This window comes from Sphingomonas sp. 2378, assembly GCF_038084995.1.
In the GTDB taxonomy this organism is placed as follows: domain Bacteria; phylum Pseudomonadota; class Alphaproteobacteria; order Sphingomonadales; family Sphingomonadaceae; genus Sphingomonas.
The window spans coordinates 109,132-125,349 of the sequence record NZ_JAXCMJ010000006.1 but is presented as its reverse complement, the minus strand read 5'-3'; the positions used below and the strand labels follow the sequence as shown (position 1 = coordinate 125,349).

Sequence of the window (16,218 nt, the reverse complement as noted above, 5' to 3'; positions counted from 1 at the left end):
TTACCATCGTACGGCAACTGGGTCCCGGCCTTCGCCGGGATGGTACTGGGGCGTTTCGCAGAGAAATCCTGCAAGGGGAGGTGGCAGGCCGTCAGGCCTGACGGAGGGGTGTCGCGCTCTCGATAGGGGGACGCCCCTCCACCATGCTGCGCATGGTCCCCCTCCCCTTGCAGGGGAGGAATTTCAATGAATTGCACTCCCGATCAAAACTATGGCGGTCGGCTCATACCATGCTTATGATCGTCCCCCGCGCAGCCGGGGGGCCGCGTCGTTTTCACCACCCGCCCCAAAGCGGCCCAGTTAAGCAGCGCGCATGAATCGTTTTGCCATCGGTATCGCGGGTATATTTGTCATTCTGGCGATCGCGGTCGCCCTGTCGACCGACCGGCGCGCGATCCGCCCGCGCGTCGTCGGTGCGGCCTTCGCGCTTCAGGCGGGGATCGCGGTGCTGGTCCTGTACGTGCCCTGGGGCAAGAAGGTGCTGCAATGGCTGTCGGGCGGGGTCGCAGGGCTGCTCGGCTACGCCAATGAGGGGACCAAGTTCCTGTTCGGCGCGCTGGCGTCCGATCCGCTGGGCCGCAATTTCGCGATCCAGGCGCTGCCGGTCATCATCTTCTTCGCGGCCCTCGTCTCGATCCTCTATTATCTGGGGATCATGCAGTTGGTCGTGCGCTGGCTGGGCGGTGCGATCGAGAAGGTGATCGGCGTGTCCAAGGTGGAGTCGCTCTGCGCCGCCGCCAACGTCTTTGTCGGCCAGTCCGAATCGCCGCTCGTCATCCGCCCCTATCTGGCGAGTCTCACCCCGGCGCAGCTCTTCACCGTGATGACCAGCGGCATGGCGGGCGTGGCGGGGACGATCCTTGCGGCCTATGCCTCGATGGGGATTTCGATCGAGTATCTGCTGGCGGCCAGCTTCATGGCGGCGCCGGGCGGTATCCTGATGGCCAAGATCATCATGCCCGACCGGATCGAGCCGCCCGCCGGGCAATTGCCGCTGGGCGATGTGATCGAGGACGAGAAGATCGCGCTCGCCGAGGCCACGCACGACGAGGAAAAGCCCGCCAACATCATCATGGCGGCGGCGCAGGGTGCACAGACCGGCGTGAAGCTGGCCGTCGCGGTCGGCGCGATGGTGCTGGCCTTCGTCGCCCTGGTCGCGCTGGCGAACGGGTTGCTCGGCGGGCTGGGTAATATGATCGGGATTCCGGGGCTCAGCTTCCAGGCGCTGCTGGGTTATGTGTTCCAGCCGATCATGGCGCTGCTCAACGTGCCGTGGAACGAGGCGGGGATCGCGGGCGGGCTGTTCGGCGAGAAGATCGTGCTGAACGAGTTCGTCGCCTATATCGACCTGAGCAAGCAGGCCGCGCAGCTTTCCCCGCGCACCGTTGCGGTGGTCACCTTCTCGCTGTGCGGCTTCGCCAATTTCTCCTCCATCGCGATCCAGATGGCGGTGACGGGAAGCCTCGCGCCGAACCAGCGCCCGACCATCGCCCGGCTGGGTATCCGGGCGCTGGTCGCGGGGAGTCTGGCCAATCTGATGTCGGCGGCGCTCGCGGGGTTGCTGATCGCCTGATCGGGGTATGCCCCTCCACCACCGCTTCGCGGCGGTCCCCCTCCCCAAGCATGGCTTGGGGAGGATTGGGGATAACTGCTCAATTCCTCCCCATCTCCGATGGGGAGGGGGACCGCGCCCATAGGGCGTGGTGGAGGGGCATTGCCGCCCGCTTCCATTACCGCGTCGGCACGGGTTCCACACCGCTATAGTCGTAGAATCCCCGCTTGGTCTTGCGGCCATACCAGCCCGCCTCGACATATTTGATGAGCAGCGGGGCGGGGCGGAACTTCGGGTCGCCGGTGCCCTCGAACAGCACGCGGGTGATCTCCAGACAGGTATCCAGCCCGATGAAATCGGCCAGCGTCAGCGGGCCCATCGGATGGTTGAGCCCTAGCTGGCATGCCGCATCGATATCGGGGATCGTCGCCACGCCCTCGCCCAGCGCGAAGATCGCTTCGTTAATCATCGGCATCAGCACGCGGTTGACGATGAAGCCCGGCGCATCATTGGCATGGACGACGCGCTTGCCCAGTTCTTGCGCGAAGGCTTCGACCGTGGCGACCGTTTCGTCCGAAGTGGCGAGGCCGCGGATCAGTTCGATCAGCCCCATGACCGGCACCGGATTGAAGAAATGCACGCCGACGAAGCGCCCCGCATCGGGCGCGGCCTGCGCCAGCCGGGTGATCGGGATGGATGAGGTGTTGGTCGCCAGGATCGCGGTGTCGGACAGCCCCTGGCCGACCTCCTCGAAGATCGCGCGCTTGATGGCTTCGCGTTCGGTCGCCGCCTCGATCACCAGTTCGCATCCGGCGATGGCGGAGAGGCTGCCGACCGGTTCGATCCGCGACAGCAGCGCGTCCGCCTCGGGGCGGGTCGTCTTTTCCTTGGTCACCAGCCGGTCGAGCGCCTTGGCGATTCCCGCCTTGCCCGCCTCGGCCCGCTCGGCCGAGACATCGGCCAGCTTGACCGAATAGCCTGCCGCCGCCGACACTTGCGCGATGCCCGCGCCCATCTGCCCGGCGCCGATCACACCTACCGACTTCATCATGATACTCTCCTTATTCTTTGACAGTCGCCCTATCCGTTTCGGAACGTCACCGCCAGCAAAGGGGTTGGTCCAGCATGATTCGCATCGCCGCATTCTCGGTCCTCATCGGCTTCGCGATGCCCGTCACGGCGGCGGACCCCGCCACGCCGGTCCCGTCCAAGCTGAAGCTGTTCCGCGACTGGATCGTGACCTGCGACAATGGCGGCGGGTGCGAGGCGGCCTCGCTGTCGTCGGAGGACGGCATGTTGCAGGACGCTGGGCTGCTCGTCCGACGCGCGGCCGACGGGACGGTCGCGGTCAAGGTCGCGGACATGACCGGCAAGGCGCAATCCGCCAGCGTCCGGATCGATGGCCGGGCGGTGGCGACCGTCCCCCTGCCGCAACAAGCGGAGGGATGGCTGCGCGGCGCCCCCGCGACCGCGCTGGTCGCCGCCATGAGCCATGGTCGGCGCGCGGCGATCCTGACCCCCGATGCCAAGCCCGTGTCGCTGGCCGGCGCGTCGGCGGCCTTCCGCTATATCGACGAGCGGCAGAAGCGCGCCGGGACCACCAGCGCGCTGGTGGCGAAGGGGGCGGCGCGTTATCGCGGCAGGCCCCCCGTCCTGCCCGTCGTGCGGATCGTGACGCCGCCACCGGGCGCGGCCCCCTCCATCCCCAACGGGGCGATCGCCGACATGCGGCGGCGACTCGATTGCCGTAACAGCCTGGGCAGCCCGGTCAGTGCCGAATCCTATCGGCTGGACCGGCGCTCGACACTGGTGCTGATGTCCTGCGGCGCGGGGGCGTATAATTATCTGGTCAAGCCGCTGATCTGGCGCGACGGGCGGCTGGCCCCGGCGCGGTTCGACTTCGCCTTTCCCTTCGCCGGGGAGGCCAGGCCCGGCGGCGCGGTGACGTTGGTCAACAGCGAATGGTCGCCGACCGGACGGCTGTCGAGCTGGGGCAAGGGCCGGGGGCTGGGCGATTGCGGCGATCGGCAGTCGTTCGGCTGGGACGGCACGCGCTTCCGGCTGCTGGAGGCGGCGAGCATGACCGAATGTCGCGGCGCGATCGACACGCTGCATGTCTGGCGCACGCGCGCCGTCGGCATGGCGGCGCGATAGGCAAGGGAGAGAGGATCATGCTCGAACATCTGCCTGCATGGCTGGGCAAGGCGATGAGCGGCTGGCGCGCCGGGGTCGAATCGATCGCGGTGGTCCGGCCCGAACTGGCCCCGCCCGCCGCCCTGTCGCTGAGCAGCCCCGCCTTTGCCGACATGGGCCGCCTGCCCGAACGCTTCACCGCCGATGGGGAAGGGGTGTCGCCGCCCTTGATATGGGGCGATCCGCCGAGCGGGACCGCGATGCTGGCGCTGCTGGTCGAGGATGCCGATGCGCCCACGCCGCAGCCGCTGGTCCATGCGATCCTGTGGAAGCTGCCGCCGCACGCCGGGGACCTTCCGGAAGGCGCGATCGCGGCGGATGGTGCGGGAACGCCCGAAGGCGGCGATGTCGGGCGCAATTCCTATTTGGGCGAAGGCTGGTTGCCCCCCGATCCGCCGCGCGGGCATGGCGAGCATCGTTACGTGTTCCAGCTGTTCGCGCTGGATAGCCTGGTCGAGATCGGCGGCGCGACGCCGGGGCGTGGTGCGCTGGTCGAGGCGATGGCGGGGCATGTGCTCGCCGCCGGGGTGCTGACCGGCACCTATTCGCGGGAAGAGGAAGCGCCGGTGGGCCCGGTCGGCGCGGTGGTTCCCGCCTGATCGTCAGAGGGGCGGCGGTCGGGCATCAGCGGTGATGGACCCGACCGCGCCATGGTGAAGGCGCCGTCACCGATCAGGCGATCGGAAAGATCGGCGCTGCGCTGGTGATGGCCAGACCGGCGAAGACGACCGCGCCGACGAAGGAAGCGAGGATCTGGCGAGCCTGGAACGAGGTGAACATGGTGAAACTCCCTTGATGGTCCGGTCGTCCAACCATCTGGCGACCGATGCCAACAGCTTCGCAGGGAGCGTGCCAGTTCGATAAGTGACGGAAATCAGGCGTTTTCTATTTTGCCAATCGAGAAGTTGGGAATTTTTGCCAACGACCCTGCGGATTTTGCGCCATGTCGTGGCGCAATTCAGGCGTCGCCGAAAGCGCGGTCGCGGCCTTCGTTCTTTGCGCGGTAAAGAAGCGCGTCGGCGCGGGCGAAAAGCGTTTCCTGCGTATCATCGGGGCGGAAGGCGGTGATCCCCGCCGAGAAGGTGATCGGCCCCAGCGCTTCCCCGGTCTCGCGCACCCGCATCTGCCGCTCGCGCAGCGTGTCGCGGGCGCGCTCGACCAGTGCGAACGCCTCCTGGTCCGACAGGCCGGAAATCAGGATGGCGAATTCCTCGCCGCCATGACGGCTGACCAGATGGCCATGGCATTCCTTCGCCAGGATATTGCCGATCGCCAGCAGGACCCGGTCGCCCACCCCATGGCCATGCTCGTCGTTGATCCGCTTGAAACGATCGATGTCGCACAGGGCGAGATGGCAGGATGAGGCGGTCTGGAAGCATTGGACGAGCGCTTCGTTGAAGGCCAGCCGGTTGGCCAGCCCGGTCAGCGGATCGCGCCGTGCCAGCGCCCGCGCCTCGGCCAGCTTTTCGCGCAGCGTCTCGGCCTCGGCCGTCGCCTCCTGCAACCGGGCCTCGGTGGCGTCGATCCGCTTCAGCATTTCGCCGGTCAGCGTGGCGAGCGTGCTCAGCCCGATCGCGTCGCCGTGCCGAAGCTCTTCGGCATTGCGTGCCAGATCGACGCCGAAGGCGGAGGTGTCCGCCTGGATGCCGCGGATGATCGCCGCGAAGGTTTCCACCTGATCCTGGGTCTGTTCGGCCAGCGCGTCGGTTTGCACCTCGGCGGGGGGGACGATCAGCTGCGAGCGGCTGCGGGGTTTGCGTGAAGGCGATGGGGCGGCGGGTCGGGACGCGTTCTGCGGACCGCCCAGCCGGCAGATATCGTCGCGGTGCAGCCGGACGCCGCCGTCGATCAACGCCGCCACCGCCCGTGCCAGACTGCCGTCCGGGTCGGTCATGATGGCGTGGACGAACGCATAATGCGCCGGATCGGGGGACAGGCGATGATCGTCCAGAAACCGGCCGATCCGCCGAAACAGGTCATCGGTCGCGCGCGTCATGTTACGCCCGCCCAGTTCCGCATAATCCCCCACAGACATCGGACGCCCCCGTCACCCCCCTGCTCAGCGACGGGAGTCCAAGTCGCGCACCGCCGCCAGCGTCGTGGCGACATGCTCGGCCGGGTTCATATCGTCATGGACGAAGGCGATCTTGCCGTTGCGACCGATGACGTAGCTGGTGCGCGAGGTGATGTCGCGACCCTCGATCTGACGGCCCAGCGCCACGTCATACCCCTTCACGATCGCCGGACCCGCGCTGGCCACCGGGAACTTGCCCGCGCATTCAGCCTTGGAAAAGGCGGCGAGCTTGTCGACCGGGTCGGCGGACATGCCGATCACGCGCGCGCCGGCGGCGCGGAAGGCGTCGATCTTCTCGGCGAAGGCGCGCGCCTCCGCGCTGCATCCGCTGGTGAAGGCGGCGGGGAAGAAATAGAGGACGACCGGGCCATGGCGCAGCTGATCCTTCAGGTTCAGCGTGAAGACCTTGCCTGCCACCGCGCCGCGCGTGGTGAAGTCGGGAGCGGTGGCCCCCGGGCGAAGCGCCGCCGCAGCCGGAACCGTGGCCATTGCCAGAAGAACGCCCAGCAGTACGCGCATCACTCCACCTCTCACATTACCTATGCGTCAAACGTATCGCGTCGCGGGATTGGCGTCCATTGCTGATACATCCAAGCTGGCTTATCCCATGCCCCATGTCCGTACACTCTGCCGATATCGACCTGGCATTGAAGCTGGCCGACGCCGCCGGTGCCGCCATCCGGCCTTATTTTCGTCGCGAGATGGGGCTGGAGATCAAGGAGGATCGGTCGCCCGTCACGCTCGCCGACCGGGAGGCGGAGGCCGCCATGCGCCGCATCCTGGACGCGGAGCGCTCGGGCGACGGGATTCATGGCGAGGAATATGGCGTCAAGGCGGGCGTGACCGGTCGGCAATGGGTGCTCGATCCGATCGACGGGACGCGCAGCTTCACCGTGGGCCGCCCGATCTTCGGCACGCTGATCGCGCTGGTCGACAATGGCTGGCCGGTGCTGGGCATCATCGACCAGCCGATCGCGGGCGAGCGCTGGCTGGGCGTCACGGGCCGCCCGACCCTGTTCAACGGCCAGCCCGCGCGCACCCGCCCCTGTCCCGAACTGGCGGGGGCGGCGATCGCGACGACCAGCCCGCATCTGTTCGAGGATGACGACGTGCCGCACTTCATGGCGCTGGTCGGGGCGATCAGCGGCGACAGTCCGCGCCAGGGGCCGGTCTATGGCGGCGATTGCTATAATTACGGACTGCTGGCGAGCGGGCATATCGACATCGTCTGCGAATCGGGGCTGAAGCTGCACGACTTCGCCGCCCTGGTGCCGGTGGTCGAAGGGGCGGGCGGGCGCATGTGCGACTGGAACGGCGATCCCCTGACCGCCGACAGCGCGGGCCATGTGCTGGCGATCGGCGACCCCGCGCGGACCGAGGAGGTGCTGGAGGCGTTGCGCAATGTGCCGCATGGGGATCACCATCACGATCATTGATGCACGATCATTGGTGGATGCCTGGTGACAGACATGGCGGAAATGTCCGACCCCGGCGGGTTATGGTGGGTGAACGGCAGGATCGACCCGGGATCAAGGCCCCCTTTGCGGTCATACCGCTCAGCGGTGCTGGTGGCCCTGGCGATGCCGCTGGCCTTGCTTGGGGGCATTGCCGCGCCCTGCCAGGCGATGGAGCCGAAAATTGCGAGTGCGGACGAGCCGTTGCAATTTACCGGCTATGTCGTCGATCAGGCCCAGGTCCTGAATAGCGACGAAAAGCAGCGGCTTACTTTAAGGCTCGGGCGTTTTCAGCGGGAAACCGGTCATCAACTCGCGGTGGTGACGGTGAAAACCCTGCATGGTGAGGACGTGAAGGACTTCACCATGCGGCTCGCAAACCGGTGGGGCGTCGGCCGAAGAGACCTCAAGGACGGCATCGTGATCCTTGTGGCGCCGAATGACAGGAAAGCCAGAATTGCCGTTGGCATCGGACTGGAACAGCGATTGCCGGATGCGTTCTGCCAGCAGGTGATGAGCCGGATCATGGTTCCTGCTTTCGCGAAAGCGCGGATCGGGCAAGGCATAGAGCGGGGTGTGTCGGCGATCATCGAGAGGCTCCAGGCGTCAGCCCCCGGCGCGCGTTAGTCCCGGCTATCGGGCGACCGTGCCCATGTGGTGCCGAATGGCGCGTGACCTCAGAAAATCCCCAAAAACTTCTTCCGCTGTGCCTTGGCTTCGCCGGGATTGCCGCGTCCCTTTTCGTCCTTGGCGGTCGTGCCCCGCCCGACATCGTCGCGCTTGTCGCCCTTGGTCGTCCGCTGCGCACTCGCCCGCGCCCCCGACAGGACCGGGCCGCACGCTGCCGCCTTGGCGTCGCCGACATCGACGAACGCCAGCACCCCGGCCAGCGGCGTCGCCACCACCGCCAGCCCCAGCCCGGCCCCGGCGCGGGCGAGCAGGTCGCCGCTGATCGGCTGGATGGCGGGTGAGACGAAATGGCCGGTCAGCCCGACCGGCGACTGGCCGGAGAACAGGCTGAACTTCTTGGCGTCGGCGCGGATGGCCAGGTCGATCGCCTCGTTGCGGAAGCTGAAGCCGCCGCGCCCGATGATGACGTTCTTCGACGTGTCGATCAGGATCGGGTCCGCCGCCGCCACCCCGCCGCGCACGGTGAAGGCGATCAGCCCGCAATTGATTCGAACCGGCTCCTTCAATCGCTCCTCGAACATCTTCTGGACGAAGGTGCCCAGGTCCAGCTCGGCCAATTGCGCGTTGCGGGTCCATAGCGACCCGGCGGGCAGGACGAAGGCCATGCGGCCATTCGCACCGGCCAGCGAATCATGGATGGTGTCGCCGCGCCCTTCCAACTGGATACGGCCTTTGACCGTGCCCGTCGTCCCCGCTTCCGCCACGCCCCATCCGGCGAGCAGGCGGCCGAGCGGCGTCGGCGACAGGCGGATGTCATAGGTGATCCGGCTTGGCCGGGGCCGCGTGTCGAAGATCAGGTCCGACGCCACATCGCCCCGCGCCATCGCGAAGCGCAGCGGCGAGAGGGTCAGCTTGCCGCGCTCCAACTCCAGCGTCAGGTCGACATTGGAGATCGGCACCCGGCGCGACCGCACGGTGCGGATCGTCCACTTCAGATCGGCATCGAATCGCTGCATCGTCGCGATCGGCAGCGCGGCGTCGGGCAGCAGCATTTGCGGCCCCACCCCGGTCGCGGCGGCGGCGGCCTGCGCGCCCTTGCTCGCGACGATGTCGGGATTGTAACCGATGAAGGGCGCGGCATCGATGATGTCGAGCTTGGTCGTCGCCAGTTCCGAATCGAGATGCAGCCGCTCGCCATTGGTGACGGTCAGCTTGCCCGCCACGTCGCTGTCCCCGAAATGGCCGGTCATCCGGGTGAAGCGATAGACCTCGCCGTCCTTCACCAGTTGCGCGCGCAAGTCATAGGTGCGGGTGCGCGGGATGACGACGCCGATCACGTCGAGCAGCGTCGACAGATCCCTGCCCCGCGCCCGCGTCTTCAGCGGGACATTCTCGATCGCGGCGATCGAGGGCAGGGTGCCCGACACGTCGACCACATTGCCCGCCGCGCGCATCCGGGCGATCAACTCGTTCCTGCCGCGATTGGCGGTGGCGTCGGGCGACAGAAGCCGGGCGGTCAGGGTGAAGGGCGTGGCCCGGATCACGCCCTTGCCGCGAACCCCCACCGCCTTGCCGATCCGCGCGTCCTGCGACCGGATGTCGTCCAGCGCCAGGTCCGCCGTCACCCGCATCCGGGGATCGCGATAGCGGACCGTGGTGCCGGTCACATCGGCCGTGTCGATTCGCGGGAATTCCAGCGGCTTGCCACCCTTCTTTTCGCTGAAGGTCCATGTGTTGGTCCGGTGGTCTGGCGTCCATTCCAGGTCGACCGCGCCGTTTGTGAGCTCCAGCCAGGTGAAGCGCCGCTTTCCGAACAGCAGCGACAGCGGCGCGATCCGCGAATCGATCCGGTCGGCGGTGAACAGGTTCGGGCGGCTGGCCCAGCCGGGGTTGGAGATCGCGATCTTCTCGGCGACGAACTTGATCCGCCACGGCGCGAAATAGAGTTGGAAGTCGCCGCCGACCGTCACGGTCCGCTGGGTCAGTCGCCCGACGATCGATTCGAAGGGGGATCGCAGGAAGCGCCCCTTTGTGACGAACAGCACCAGCCAGATCGCAGCGATGACGGCGAGCAGTCCGACCGCGACTCGCAACGCCCAGCGCCGCCACCCGGCACGGGCAACGGTCGGGCGGGCGGAAGTGTCGGCCGCGGGCGCTTGATCCATGACAGCCCCAAGCGCCCGAGCGAGGCGCTGGTTCCGCCGGAGGGCCATGGTTGCATTCCGCCACGGCTTCGTCTAAGTGGCCCGCTTCCCGAGCGAGGTGTCACGAACGGCCCGGCCATCAGGGCTGCCGCGGCCGTTTCTGCCTTAGCTCCAGCGAAAGGACCAAAATGCCCAAGCTCAAGACCAAGAGCGGCGTCAAGAAGCGCTTCAAGCTCACCGCGACCGGCAAGCTCAAGCACGGCGTCGCCGGCAAGCGCCACCGCCTGATCAGCCATAACGGCAAGTATATCCGCCAGAACCGCGGCACCTCGGTCCTGTCCGATGCCGACACCAAGACCGTGAAGGCCTGGGCGCCTTACGGCCTGAACTGATCTCTGGAAGGGTAGAAAGATATGGCACGCGTCAAGCGGGGCACGACCACCAAGGCGAAGCATAAGCGGATTTTGGAACAGGCGAAGGGCTATTATGGCCGTCGCAAGAATACCATCCGCATCGCGCGCCAGGCCGTCGAAAAGGCCGGTCAATATGCGTATCGCGACCGCAAGGTCAAGAAGCGGACCTTCCGTGGTCTGTGGATCCAGCGCATCAACGCCGGTGTCCGGGCCGAGGGCCTGACCTATTCGCAGTTCATGCACGGCCTGAAGCTGGCGGGCGTCGAACTGGACCGGAAGGTCCTGGCCGACATCGCGATGCACGAGGGCGAAGCCTTCTCGGCGATCATCGCCCAGGCGAAGGCCGCTCTGCCGCAGGCCGCTTGAATAGCGACTGACGGTTAGCGCCGGAAATCAGGAAAGGGCGTCGGTGGGTTCCACCGGCGCCCTTTTCCTTTGGTTTCCGATGGAGCGCTCCTCCGGCTCTAGCCTTTGACCCTCAGCGCTCCCACATGCCCCGTGACATGGCGCTTCATCTGACCAAGGTCGCGTTCGGGGCGACCAGTATCGATCATCTGGCGGAACGGCTGAAGATCCGGGCACAGGAGGGGCCGGTCTACCTGACCACCCGCTATCTGCCCAAGCGGCATGAGGAAGTGGCGGGGCAGGGGTCGCTGTTCTGGATCCTGAAGCACCAGTTGGTCGCGCGCTCGCCGATCCTGTCTTTCGGAGAGGCCGAGGGCGGGCGCTGTGCCATCCATATCGATCCCGAACTGGTGCTGGTCCAGGCGCTGCCCCGCCGCGCGCATCAGGGATGGCGCTATCTGGAGGCGAACGACGCCCCGCCCGACCTCAGCGGCGCGGCGACGGGGATCGAGACGATGCCGCCGATGCTGGTCGGGAAACTGGTGGAACTGGGTTTGATATAGGGCGCACCCATTCCTCCCCTGTAAGGGGAGGGGGACCATCCGAAGGATGGTGGAGGGGTGTTCCCATCGGCGAGGAGTGTGAACCTCGCAACTGGTGACACCCCTCCGTCAGGGCTGCGCCCTGCCACCTCCCCTTACAGGGGAGGATCATGGGGACGTTATCCGGCCGGTACGATGTTCAGAATTTCGGCCCCGCCACCGCCGCGCGGGTCTTCTTCGGCGTTTCGGCGAACAGCTTGGCGATGGCGGTGTTGCGGGGGTCTTGCGAGGCGTATTCGCGCGCGGTCAGGCCGGCGACATTGTCGGCCTGGTCGGGATCGGCTCCCGCGGCGAGCAGTTCGCGGACCATGCCGATGTCGTAACGCTGCACCGCGCGGATCAGCGGCGTCTCGCCCGAGGCATTGCCGATATTGGGATTGGCCTTGGCGGCGGTCAGGATGCGGATCATTTCCGACTGGCCGCCGCCGACCGCCAGCAGCAACGGGGTGTTGCCGCGCCCGTCGCGCAGGTTCGGATCGGCCCCCTTCTGAAGCAGGAAGCGCAGATAGGTCTCGTCCCCGCGCTTGATGACGATGTGCAGCGCGCCTTCGCCGCTGGTCACGTCGCGGGTGTTGATGATGCTGGCGCCCGGACGATCGAGCATGTTGGTCACGTCGTTGCCCTTGGCCTCGCGCACCGCCTGGAGAAATTTATAGCTTTCCGACTGCATCATCTGCGCCGTGGCGGGCATGGCGATGACACCCAGAAGCGCGGCGGCGAACAGGGGGCGAAGGGACATGAAAGGTGATCCTGAGCAATGGAGCATGGCTTGCAACCGGCGATTTATCACAGCAAGGCTGTCGACGTCATGACCCGAATATTCCCGTCCGCCCTGCTGCCGCTGGCCCTGATGCTGGCCGGTTGCGGTTCCTCCCAGCCGGAGGCCGAGCCGCCGCTGGCCGGGGCGAAGATCGGCGGGCCGTTCCGCCTGACCGCCGCCGATGGCCGCACCGTCACCGACCGCGACTATGCCGGGCGGTATCGCATCATGTATTTCGGCTACAGCTTCTGCCCCGATGTCTGCCCCACCGACATGCAGGCGATCGGCGCGGGGCTGAAGCTGCTGGAACAGAGCGCGCCCGAAAAGGCGGCGCGGATCGTGCCGATCTTCATCACCGTCGATCCGGCGCGCGACACGCGCGAGGTGGTCGGCCGCTTCGCCACCACCTTCCACCCGCGCTTCGTCGGACTGACCGGCACCGAGGCGCAGATCGCGGCGGTGGAAAAGGCCTATGCCATCGTGGCGCAAAAGGGCGATCCCTCGCCCGGCGGCGGCTATCTGATGAACCATAGCAAACAGGCCTATCTGATGGACCCGGACGGCAAACCGATGGCGCTGCTGCCGACGGATGAAGGCCCCAAGGCGGTGGCCGACACGCTGGACCAGTGGGTCCGATAATGGAGCGCTTCTGGGAAAAGCCGATCGAAAGCCTCGACCGCGCGCAATGGGAGGCGCTGTGCGACGGTTGCGGCAAATGCTGCATCCACAAGCTGGAGGATGAGGAGACGGGCGAACTGGTCGCGACCAACGTCGCGTGCCGCCTGCTCGACCGGCGGAGCGGGCAATGCTCCAACTACCGCCATCGCCGCGCCTATGTCAGCGAGTGCGTGCGGCTGACCATGGGCAATGTCCGCTCGATCGACTGGTTGCCGACCACCTGCGCCTATCGCCTGCGCGCGGCGGGCGAGGCGCTGCCCGAATGGCATTATCTGGTCTGCGGTGACCGCGAGGCGGTGCATCGCGCAGGGCAATCGGTGCGCGGCTGGACGATCAGCGAGGACGATGCCGGGGATTTCGAGAATCACATCGTGGACCGCGAATTATGATCGACGAGGTCGTCCGCCACCCGACCGCCAAGACCATCCGCCTCAGCGTCGATCCCGCCACCGGCACCGCGCGGCTGATCGTTCCGCGCCGCGCGGGGCTGAAGTCCGCGCTCGCCTGGGCCGAGGAGAAGAAGGACTGGATCGCCGAGCAGCGCGCCCGCCTGCCCGACCCGCGACCCTTCGTGCCCGGCGCGACGATCCCGTTCGGCGACGTGACGCTGACGCTGGAATGGCGGGAGGGGCGGGCCCGCGTCATCCAGCGCGAGGGGAACCGGCTATGCGCCTCCGGCCCGATCGAAACGCTGGGCCGCCGGGTCGAGGCGTGGTTGAAGCGACAGGCGCTGGAAGTGCTGGCGCGCGAGACGGCGGAGGTCGCGCGGGCGGCGGGTGTCACCGTGACCAAGGTCAGCGTCGCCGACCCCAAGGCGCGCTGGGGAAGCTGTGCCTCCACGGGCGCGATCCGCTATAGCTGGCGGTTGATCCTGGCCCCCGATTTCGTCCGCCGCGCCACCGTCGCGCATGAGGTCGCGCACCGCGTGCATATGAACCACGCGCCCGTTTTCCACGCGCTGGTCGCCGAATTGCTGGGCGAGGACCCGACGCCGGCCACCGCCTGGTTGCGGCGACACGGCGCGGGACTTCACTGGTACGGGCGGTCGTCCTGACGATCGCGGGTTGAGCCGCGCGGCGGGTTGGGGTTGGCCCGACCCTCACGCGGAGCCCCGCCATTGCCGCGCCCGGTCACCCGGTCGATCCATGCCTGATCCAGCCTTTGTTGCGGGGCGGGGGCCTGTGCGGGCGGCTGACCCGAGGGTGGCGACGGCACGGACGCGCCCGGTTGCGGCTGCTGGATCGGGATGGGCGCACCGGGGTTGCGGCGGGTGGGGATCTCCATCGTCTCGTCGCCTTCCTGCGCCTCTCCGGCGACCGGCGGGGGCAGGGGATTGCCATCGGCATCGACCCCGGCCACGCCATTGTCGGGCTGACCGAAATAGCTCTCCTCATCGGGCTCCAACTGCCAGTCGGGCAGGGTCACCTGGGTATCGAACTGTTCGATCGGGCGGTTGGCGGTGGCGACGCGCATATAGTCGGCGAAGGCCTTGGCAGGGGCGCTGCCCCCGTGCAGCCCGGCAACCGGCTTGGCATTGTCGCGTCCCATCCAGACGCCGGTGGTGATCCCGCTGGAGAAGCCCAGGAACCAGCCGTCTTTCAGGCTGGTCGTCGTGCCCGTCTTGCCCGCGACCGGGCGACCGATCTGCGCGGCGCGGCCGGTGCCGGTGTTGACCGCGGTCTGGAGCAGGTCGGTCATCTCCGCGGCGACGAAGGGCGCGACCAGCACATGGCTGCGATCGACCTCATGCGTGTAGATGGTCTGGCCGTTCGCCATGACCTTGGTGATGCCATAGGGGGTGACCTTCACGCCCTTGTTCGCGACGCTGGCGAAGGCGCTGGTCATGTCGATCACCCGCACTTCCGAGGTGCCGAGCACCATCGAGGGGTGGGTGTTGACCGGCGTGGTGATGCCGAAGCGGCGCGCCATGTCGGCGACCGTCTGGAACCCGACCTCCTGGCCCAGCTTGGCCGCGACCGTGTTCAGCGAATAGGCGAAGGCGGTGCGGAGCGAGACGCTGCCCGAATTGCGGCGCGAATCGTTGCGCGGGGACCAGCCGTCGATGGTGACGGGTTCGTCGACCACCTGGTCCTCGGGCTTGTGCCCGGCCTCCAGCGCGGCGAGATAGACGAACAGCTTGAAGGCGGACCCCGGCTGGCGGACCGCCGTCACCGCGCGGTTATAGTTGGTGGAGACATAATCCTTGCCCCCCACCATCGCACGCACCGCGCCGTCCCGGTCCAGGCTGACCAGCGCGCCCTGCGTCCCCGGCGGCGCATCGGCGCGGATCGCGGCATCGGCGGCACGCTGCATATTGAGGTCGAGTGTCGTCCACACATCGAGCGGCGCGGTCTGCTCGTCGATCAGCGTGTCGAGCTGGGGCAGTGCCCAGTCGGTGAAATAGCGGACCGAATTCTGCTTCGGCTCGGGCGCGAGTTTCAGCGCCTTGGGATCGGCATCGGCGGCCTGGGCGGCGGTGATGAAGCCGTTACGTTCCATCTGGCCGATGACCACGCCCGCGCGGCCCACGGCGGCCTCGGCATCGGCGGTCGGGGAATAGTTGGACGGGGCCTTGACCAACCCCGCGATCACGGCGGCCTCCGACAGGCTCAGATGATCCGCGCCATGGCCGAAGAATTTGCGGCTCGCGGCATCGATGCCGTAAGCTCCGCCGCCATAATAGACCTTGTTCAGATAGAGTTCGAGAATCTGGTTCTTTGAGAATTTCAGCTCCATCGCCAGCGCCAGGATCGCCTCGCGAATCTTGCGCCCGAACTTCTTCTGGTTGTTCAGGAAGATGGTGCGCGTGATCTGCTGGGTAATGGTCGAGCCGCCCTGTTTCCAGCGGCCCTTTTCCACCCGCACCTCGACCGAGCGGGCGATGCCGATCGGATCGACGCCGGGATGCTGGCGGAACCGGCGGTCCTCGACCGCGATCGTCGCGTCGCGCATGACAGTGGGGATGCGATCATAGGGCAGCCATTCGCCATAACTCGGCCCGAGCGAGACGATCACCGTGCCGTCGGCGGCATGGACGCGGATCATCTGGCCGTTGGGCGAGGACTTAAGCTCCTCGAAACTGGGCAATTGCGACTTGGCGACGAAGACCGCGATCGCCAGCGCGCCGACCGCCAGCACGGCCAGGCCGATCAGGATCTGCAAGGTTACGACGATCCGGCGCCGCCAGGGAGAGCGGGGCTTGGAGGAGCGGGGCCGGGGTGACCGGGAAGACGACGCGCGAGGCATGGGACGGCTCGCGAATTACAGGGCTTTGGACATGACCACAAGCGGGATGCCCGACCCGATATTGCGGCGTGATGAACCAAAGATCGGCGTGGTCCCGCAAAGCTGTTAATTTTTTGTCCGTGATACG

17 protein-coding genes are annotated in these 16,218 nt (G+C 67.2%); 11 read left to right on the top strand and 6 right to left on the bottom strand.

Annotated elements, in window-relative coordinates; translation table 11 throughout:
• Positions 1–313 precede the first annotated feature (313 nt).
• A complete protein-coding gene (locus SM191_RS05385) occupies positions 314–1,573 on the top strand; it encodes a NupC/NupG family nucleoside CNT transporter (protein ID WP_341505289.1) in 1,260 nt (419 codons plus the stop codon).
• Between the two features lie 157 nt (positions 1,574–1,730).
• On the opposite strand, the gene SM191_RS05380 is transcribed toward SM191_RS05385, so the two are convergent.
• Entirely contained in the window at positions 1,731–2,600 is an 870-nt protein-coding gene (locus SM191_RS05380) for a 3-hydroxyacyl-CoA dehydrogenase NAD-binding domain-containing protein (protein WP_341505318.1), read from the bottom strand.
• A gap of 77 nt (positions 2,601–2,677) precedes the next feature.
• Between SM191_RS05380 and SM191_RS05375 the strand changes: the two genes are divergently transcribed.
• Positions 2,678–3,706: a DUF1176 domain-containing protein gene (locus SM191_RS05375; RefSeq protein WP_341505288.1), complete on the top strand. Its 1,029-nt coding sequence runs from the start codon at positions 2,678–2,680 to the stop codon at positions 3,704–3,706.
• Positions 3,707–3,723: 17 nt separating this feature from the next.
• Positions 3,724–4,344: a YbhB/YbcL family Raf kinase inhibitor-like protein gene (locus SM191_RS05370; protein ID WP_341505287.1), complete on the top strand. Its 621-nt coding sequence runs from the start codon at positions 3,724–3,726 to the stop codon at positions 4,342–4,344.
• 359 nt (positions 4,345–4,703) lie between these two features.
• Here the strand turns inward: SM191_RS05370 and SM191_RS05365 are convergent, their stop codons facing one another.
• Positions 4,704–5,780, bottom strand: a complete 1,077-nt coding sequence (locus SM191_RS05365) for a GGDEF domain-containing protein (protein ID WP_341505286.1) — start codon at positions 5,778–5,780, stop codon at positions 4,704–4,706.
• Between the two features lie 24 nt (positions 5,781–5,804).
• Positions 5,805–6,338, bottom strand: coding sequence for a peroxiredoxin (locus SM191_RS05360; protein ID WP_306997058.1), 534 nt, complete (start codon positions 6,336–6,338; stop codon positions 5,805–5,807).
• 95 nt (positions 6,339–6,433) lie between these two features.
• On the opposite strand from SM191_RS05360, the gene SM191_RS05355 reads away from it, so the two are divergent.
• Together SM191_RS05355 and SM191_RS05350 are read left to right on the top strand one after the other, a co-directional pair.
• Positions 6,434–7,255, top strand: a complete 822-nt coding sequence (locus tag SM191_RS05355) for an inositol monophosphatase family protein (protein ID WP_341505285.1) — start codon at positions 6,434–6,436, stop codon at positions 7,253–7,255.
• A 126-nt stretch (positions 7,256–7,381) separates the two neighbouring features.
• Complete coding sequence (locus SM191_RS05350; RefSeq protein ID WP_341505284.1) at positions 7,382–7,900, top strand: TPM domain-containing protein; 519 nt, start codon at positions 7,382–7,384, stop codon at positions 7,898–7,900.
• A gap of 50 nt (positions 7,901–7,950) precedes the next feature.
• Here SM191_RS05350 and SM191_RS05345 read toward each other — a convergent pair whose 3' ends face one another.
• Positions 7,951–10,068, bottom strand: coding sequence for an AsmA family protein (locus tag SM191_RS05345; RefSeq protein ID WP_341505283.1), 2,118 nt, complete (start codon positions 10,066–10,068; stop codon positions 7,951–7,953).
• Positions 10,069–10,235: 167 nt separating this feature from the next.
• On the opposite strand from SM191_RS05345, the gene rpmI reads away from it, so the two are divergent.
• The 3 genes from rpmI (at position 10,236) to SM191_RS05330 (ending at position 11,368) form a co-directional block, all read left to right on the top strand.
• Entirely contained in the window at positions 10,236–10,439 is a 204-nt protein-coding gene (rpmI, locus tag SM191_RS05340) for a 50S ribosomal protein L35 (protein WP_007406658.1), read from the top strand.
• Between the two features lie 21 nt (positions 10,440–10,460).
• Complete coding sequence (gene rplT, locus SM191_RS05335) at positions 10,461–10,826, top strand: 50S ribosomal protein L20 (RefSeq protein ID WP_261268354.1); 366 nt, start codon at positions 10,461–10,463, stop codon at positions 10,824–10,826.
• A gap of 137 nt (positions 10,827–10,963) precedes the next feature.
• Positions 10,964–11,368: a DUF1489 family protein gene (locus tag SM191_RS05330; RefSeq protein ID WP_341505282.1), complete on the top strand. Its 405-nt coding sequence runs from the start codon at positions 10,964–10,966 to the stop codon at positions 11,366–11,368.
• A 178-nt stretch (positions 11,369–11,546) separates the two neighbouring features.
• On the opposite strand, the gene SM191_RS05325 is transcribed toward SM191_RS05330, so the two are convergent.
• Positions 11,547–12,146: an ankyrin repeat domain-containing protein gene (locus tag SM191_RS05325; protein ID WP_267434607.1), complete on the bottom strand. Its 600-nt coding sequence runs from the start codon at positions 12,144–12,146 to the stop codon at positions 11,547–11,549.
• 69 nt (positions 12,147–12,215) lie between these two features.
• Here SM191_RS05325 and SM191_RS05320 point away from each other — a divergent pair, with 69 nt between their 5' ends.
• The 3 genes from SM191_RS05320 to SM191_RS05310 are packed head-to-tail and all read left to right on the top strand — an operon-like array spanning position 12,216 to position 13,899.
• Positions 12,216–12,806: an SCO family protein gene (locus tag SM191_RS05320; RefSeq protein WP_341505281.1), complete on the top strand. Its 591-nt coding sequence runs from the start codon at positions 12,216–12,218 to the stop codon at positions 12,804–12,806.
• Positions 12,806–13,234 carry a YcgN family cysteine cluster protein gene (locus SM191_RS05315; protein ID WP_306997037.1) on the top strand — a complete coding sequence of 143 codons (429 nt, stop codon included), beginning with the start codon at positions 12,806–12,808 and terminating at the stop codon, positions 13,232–13,234. Before SM191_RS05320 ends, SM191_RS05315 begins: the two co-directional genes overlap by 1 nt.
• Entirely contained in the window at positions 13,231–13,899 is a 669-nt protein-coding gene (locus tag SM191_RS05310; protein ID WP_341505280.1) for a M48 family metallopeptidase, read from the top strand. Before SM191_RS05315 ends, SM191_RS05310 begins: the two co-directional genes overlap by 4 nt.
• Here the strand turns inward: SM191_RS05310 and SM191_RS05305 are convergent.
• Positions 13,875–16,091 carry a transglycosylase domain-containing protein gene (locus tag SM191_RS05305; RefSeq protein WP_341505279.1) on the bottom strand — a complete coding sequence of 739 codons (2,217 nt, stop codon included), beginning with the start codon at positions 16,089–16,091 and terminating at the stop codon, positions 13,875–13,877. The genes SM191_RS05310 and SM191_RS05305 overlap by 25 nt on opposite strands.
• Positions 16,092–16,218: the final 127 nt, after the last annotated feature.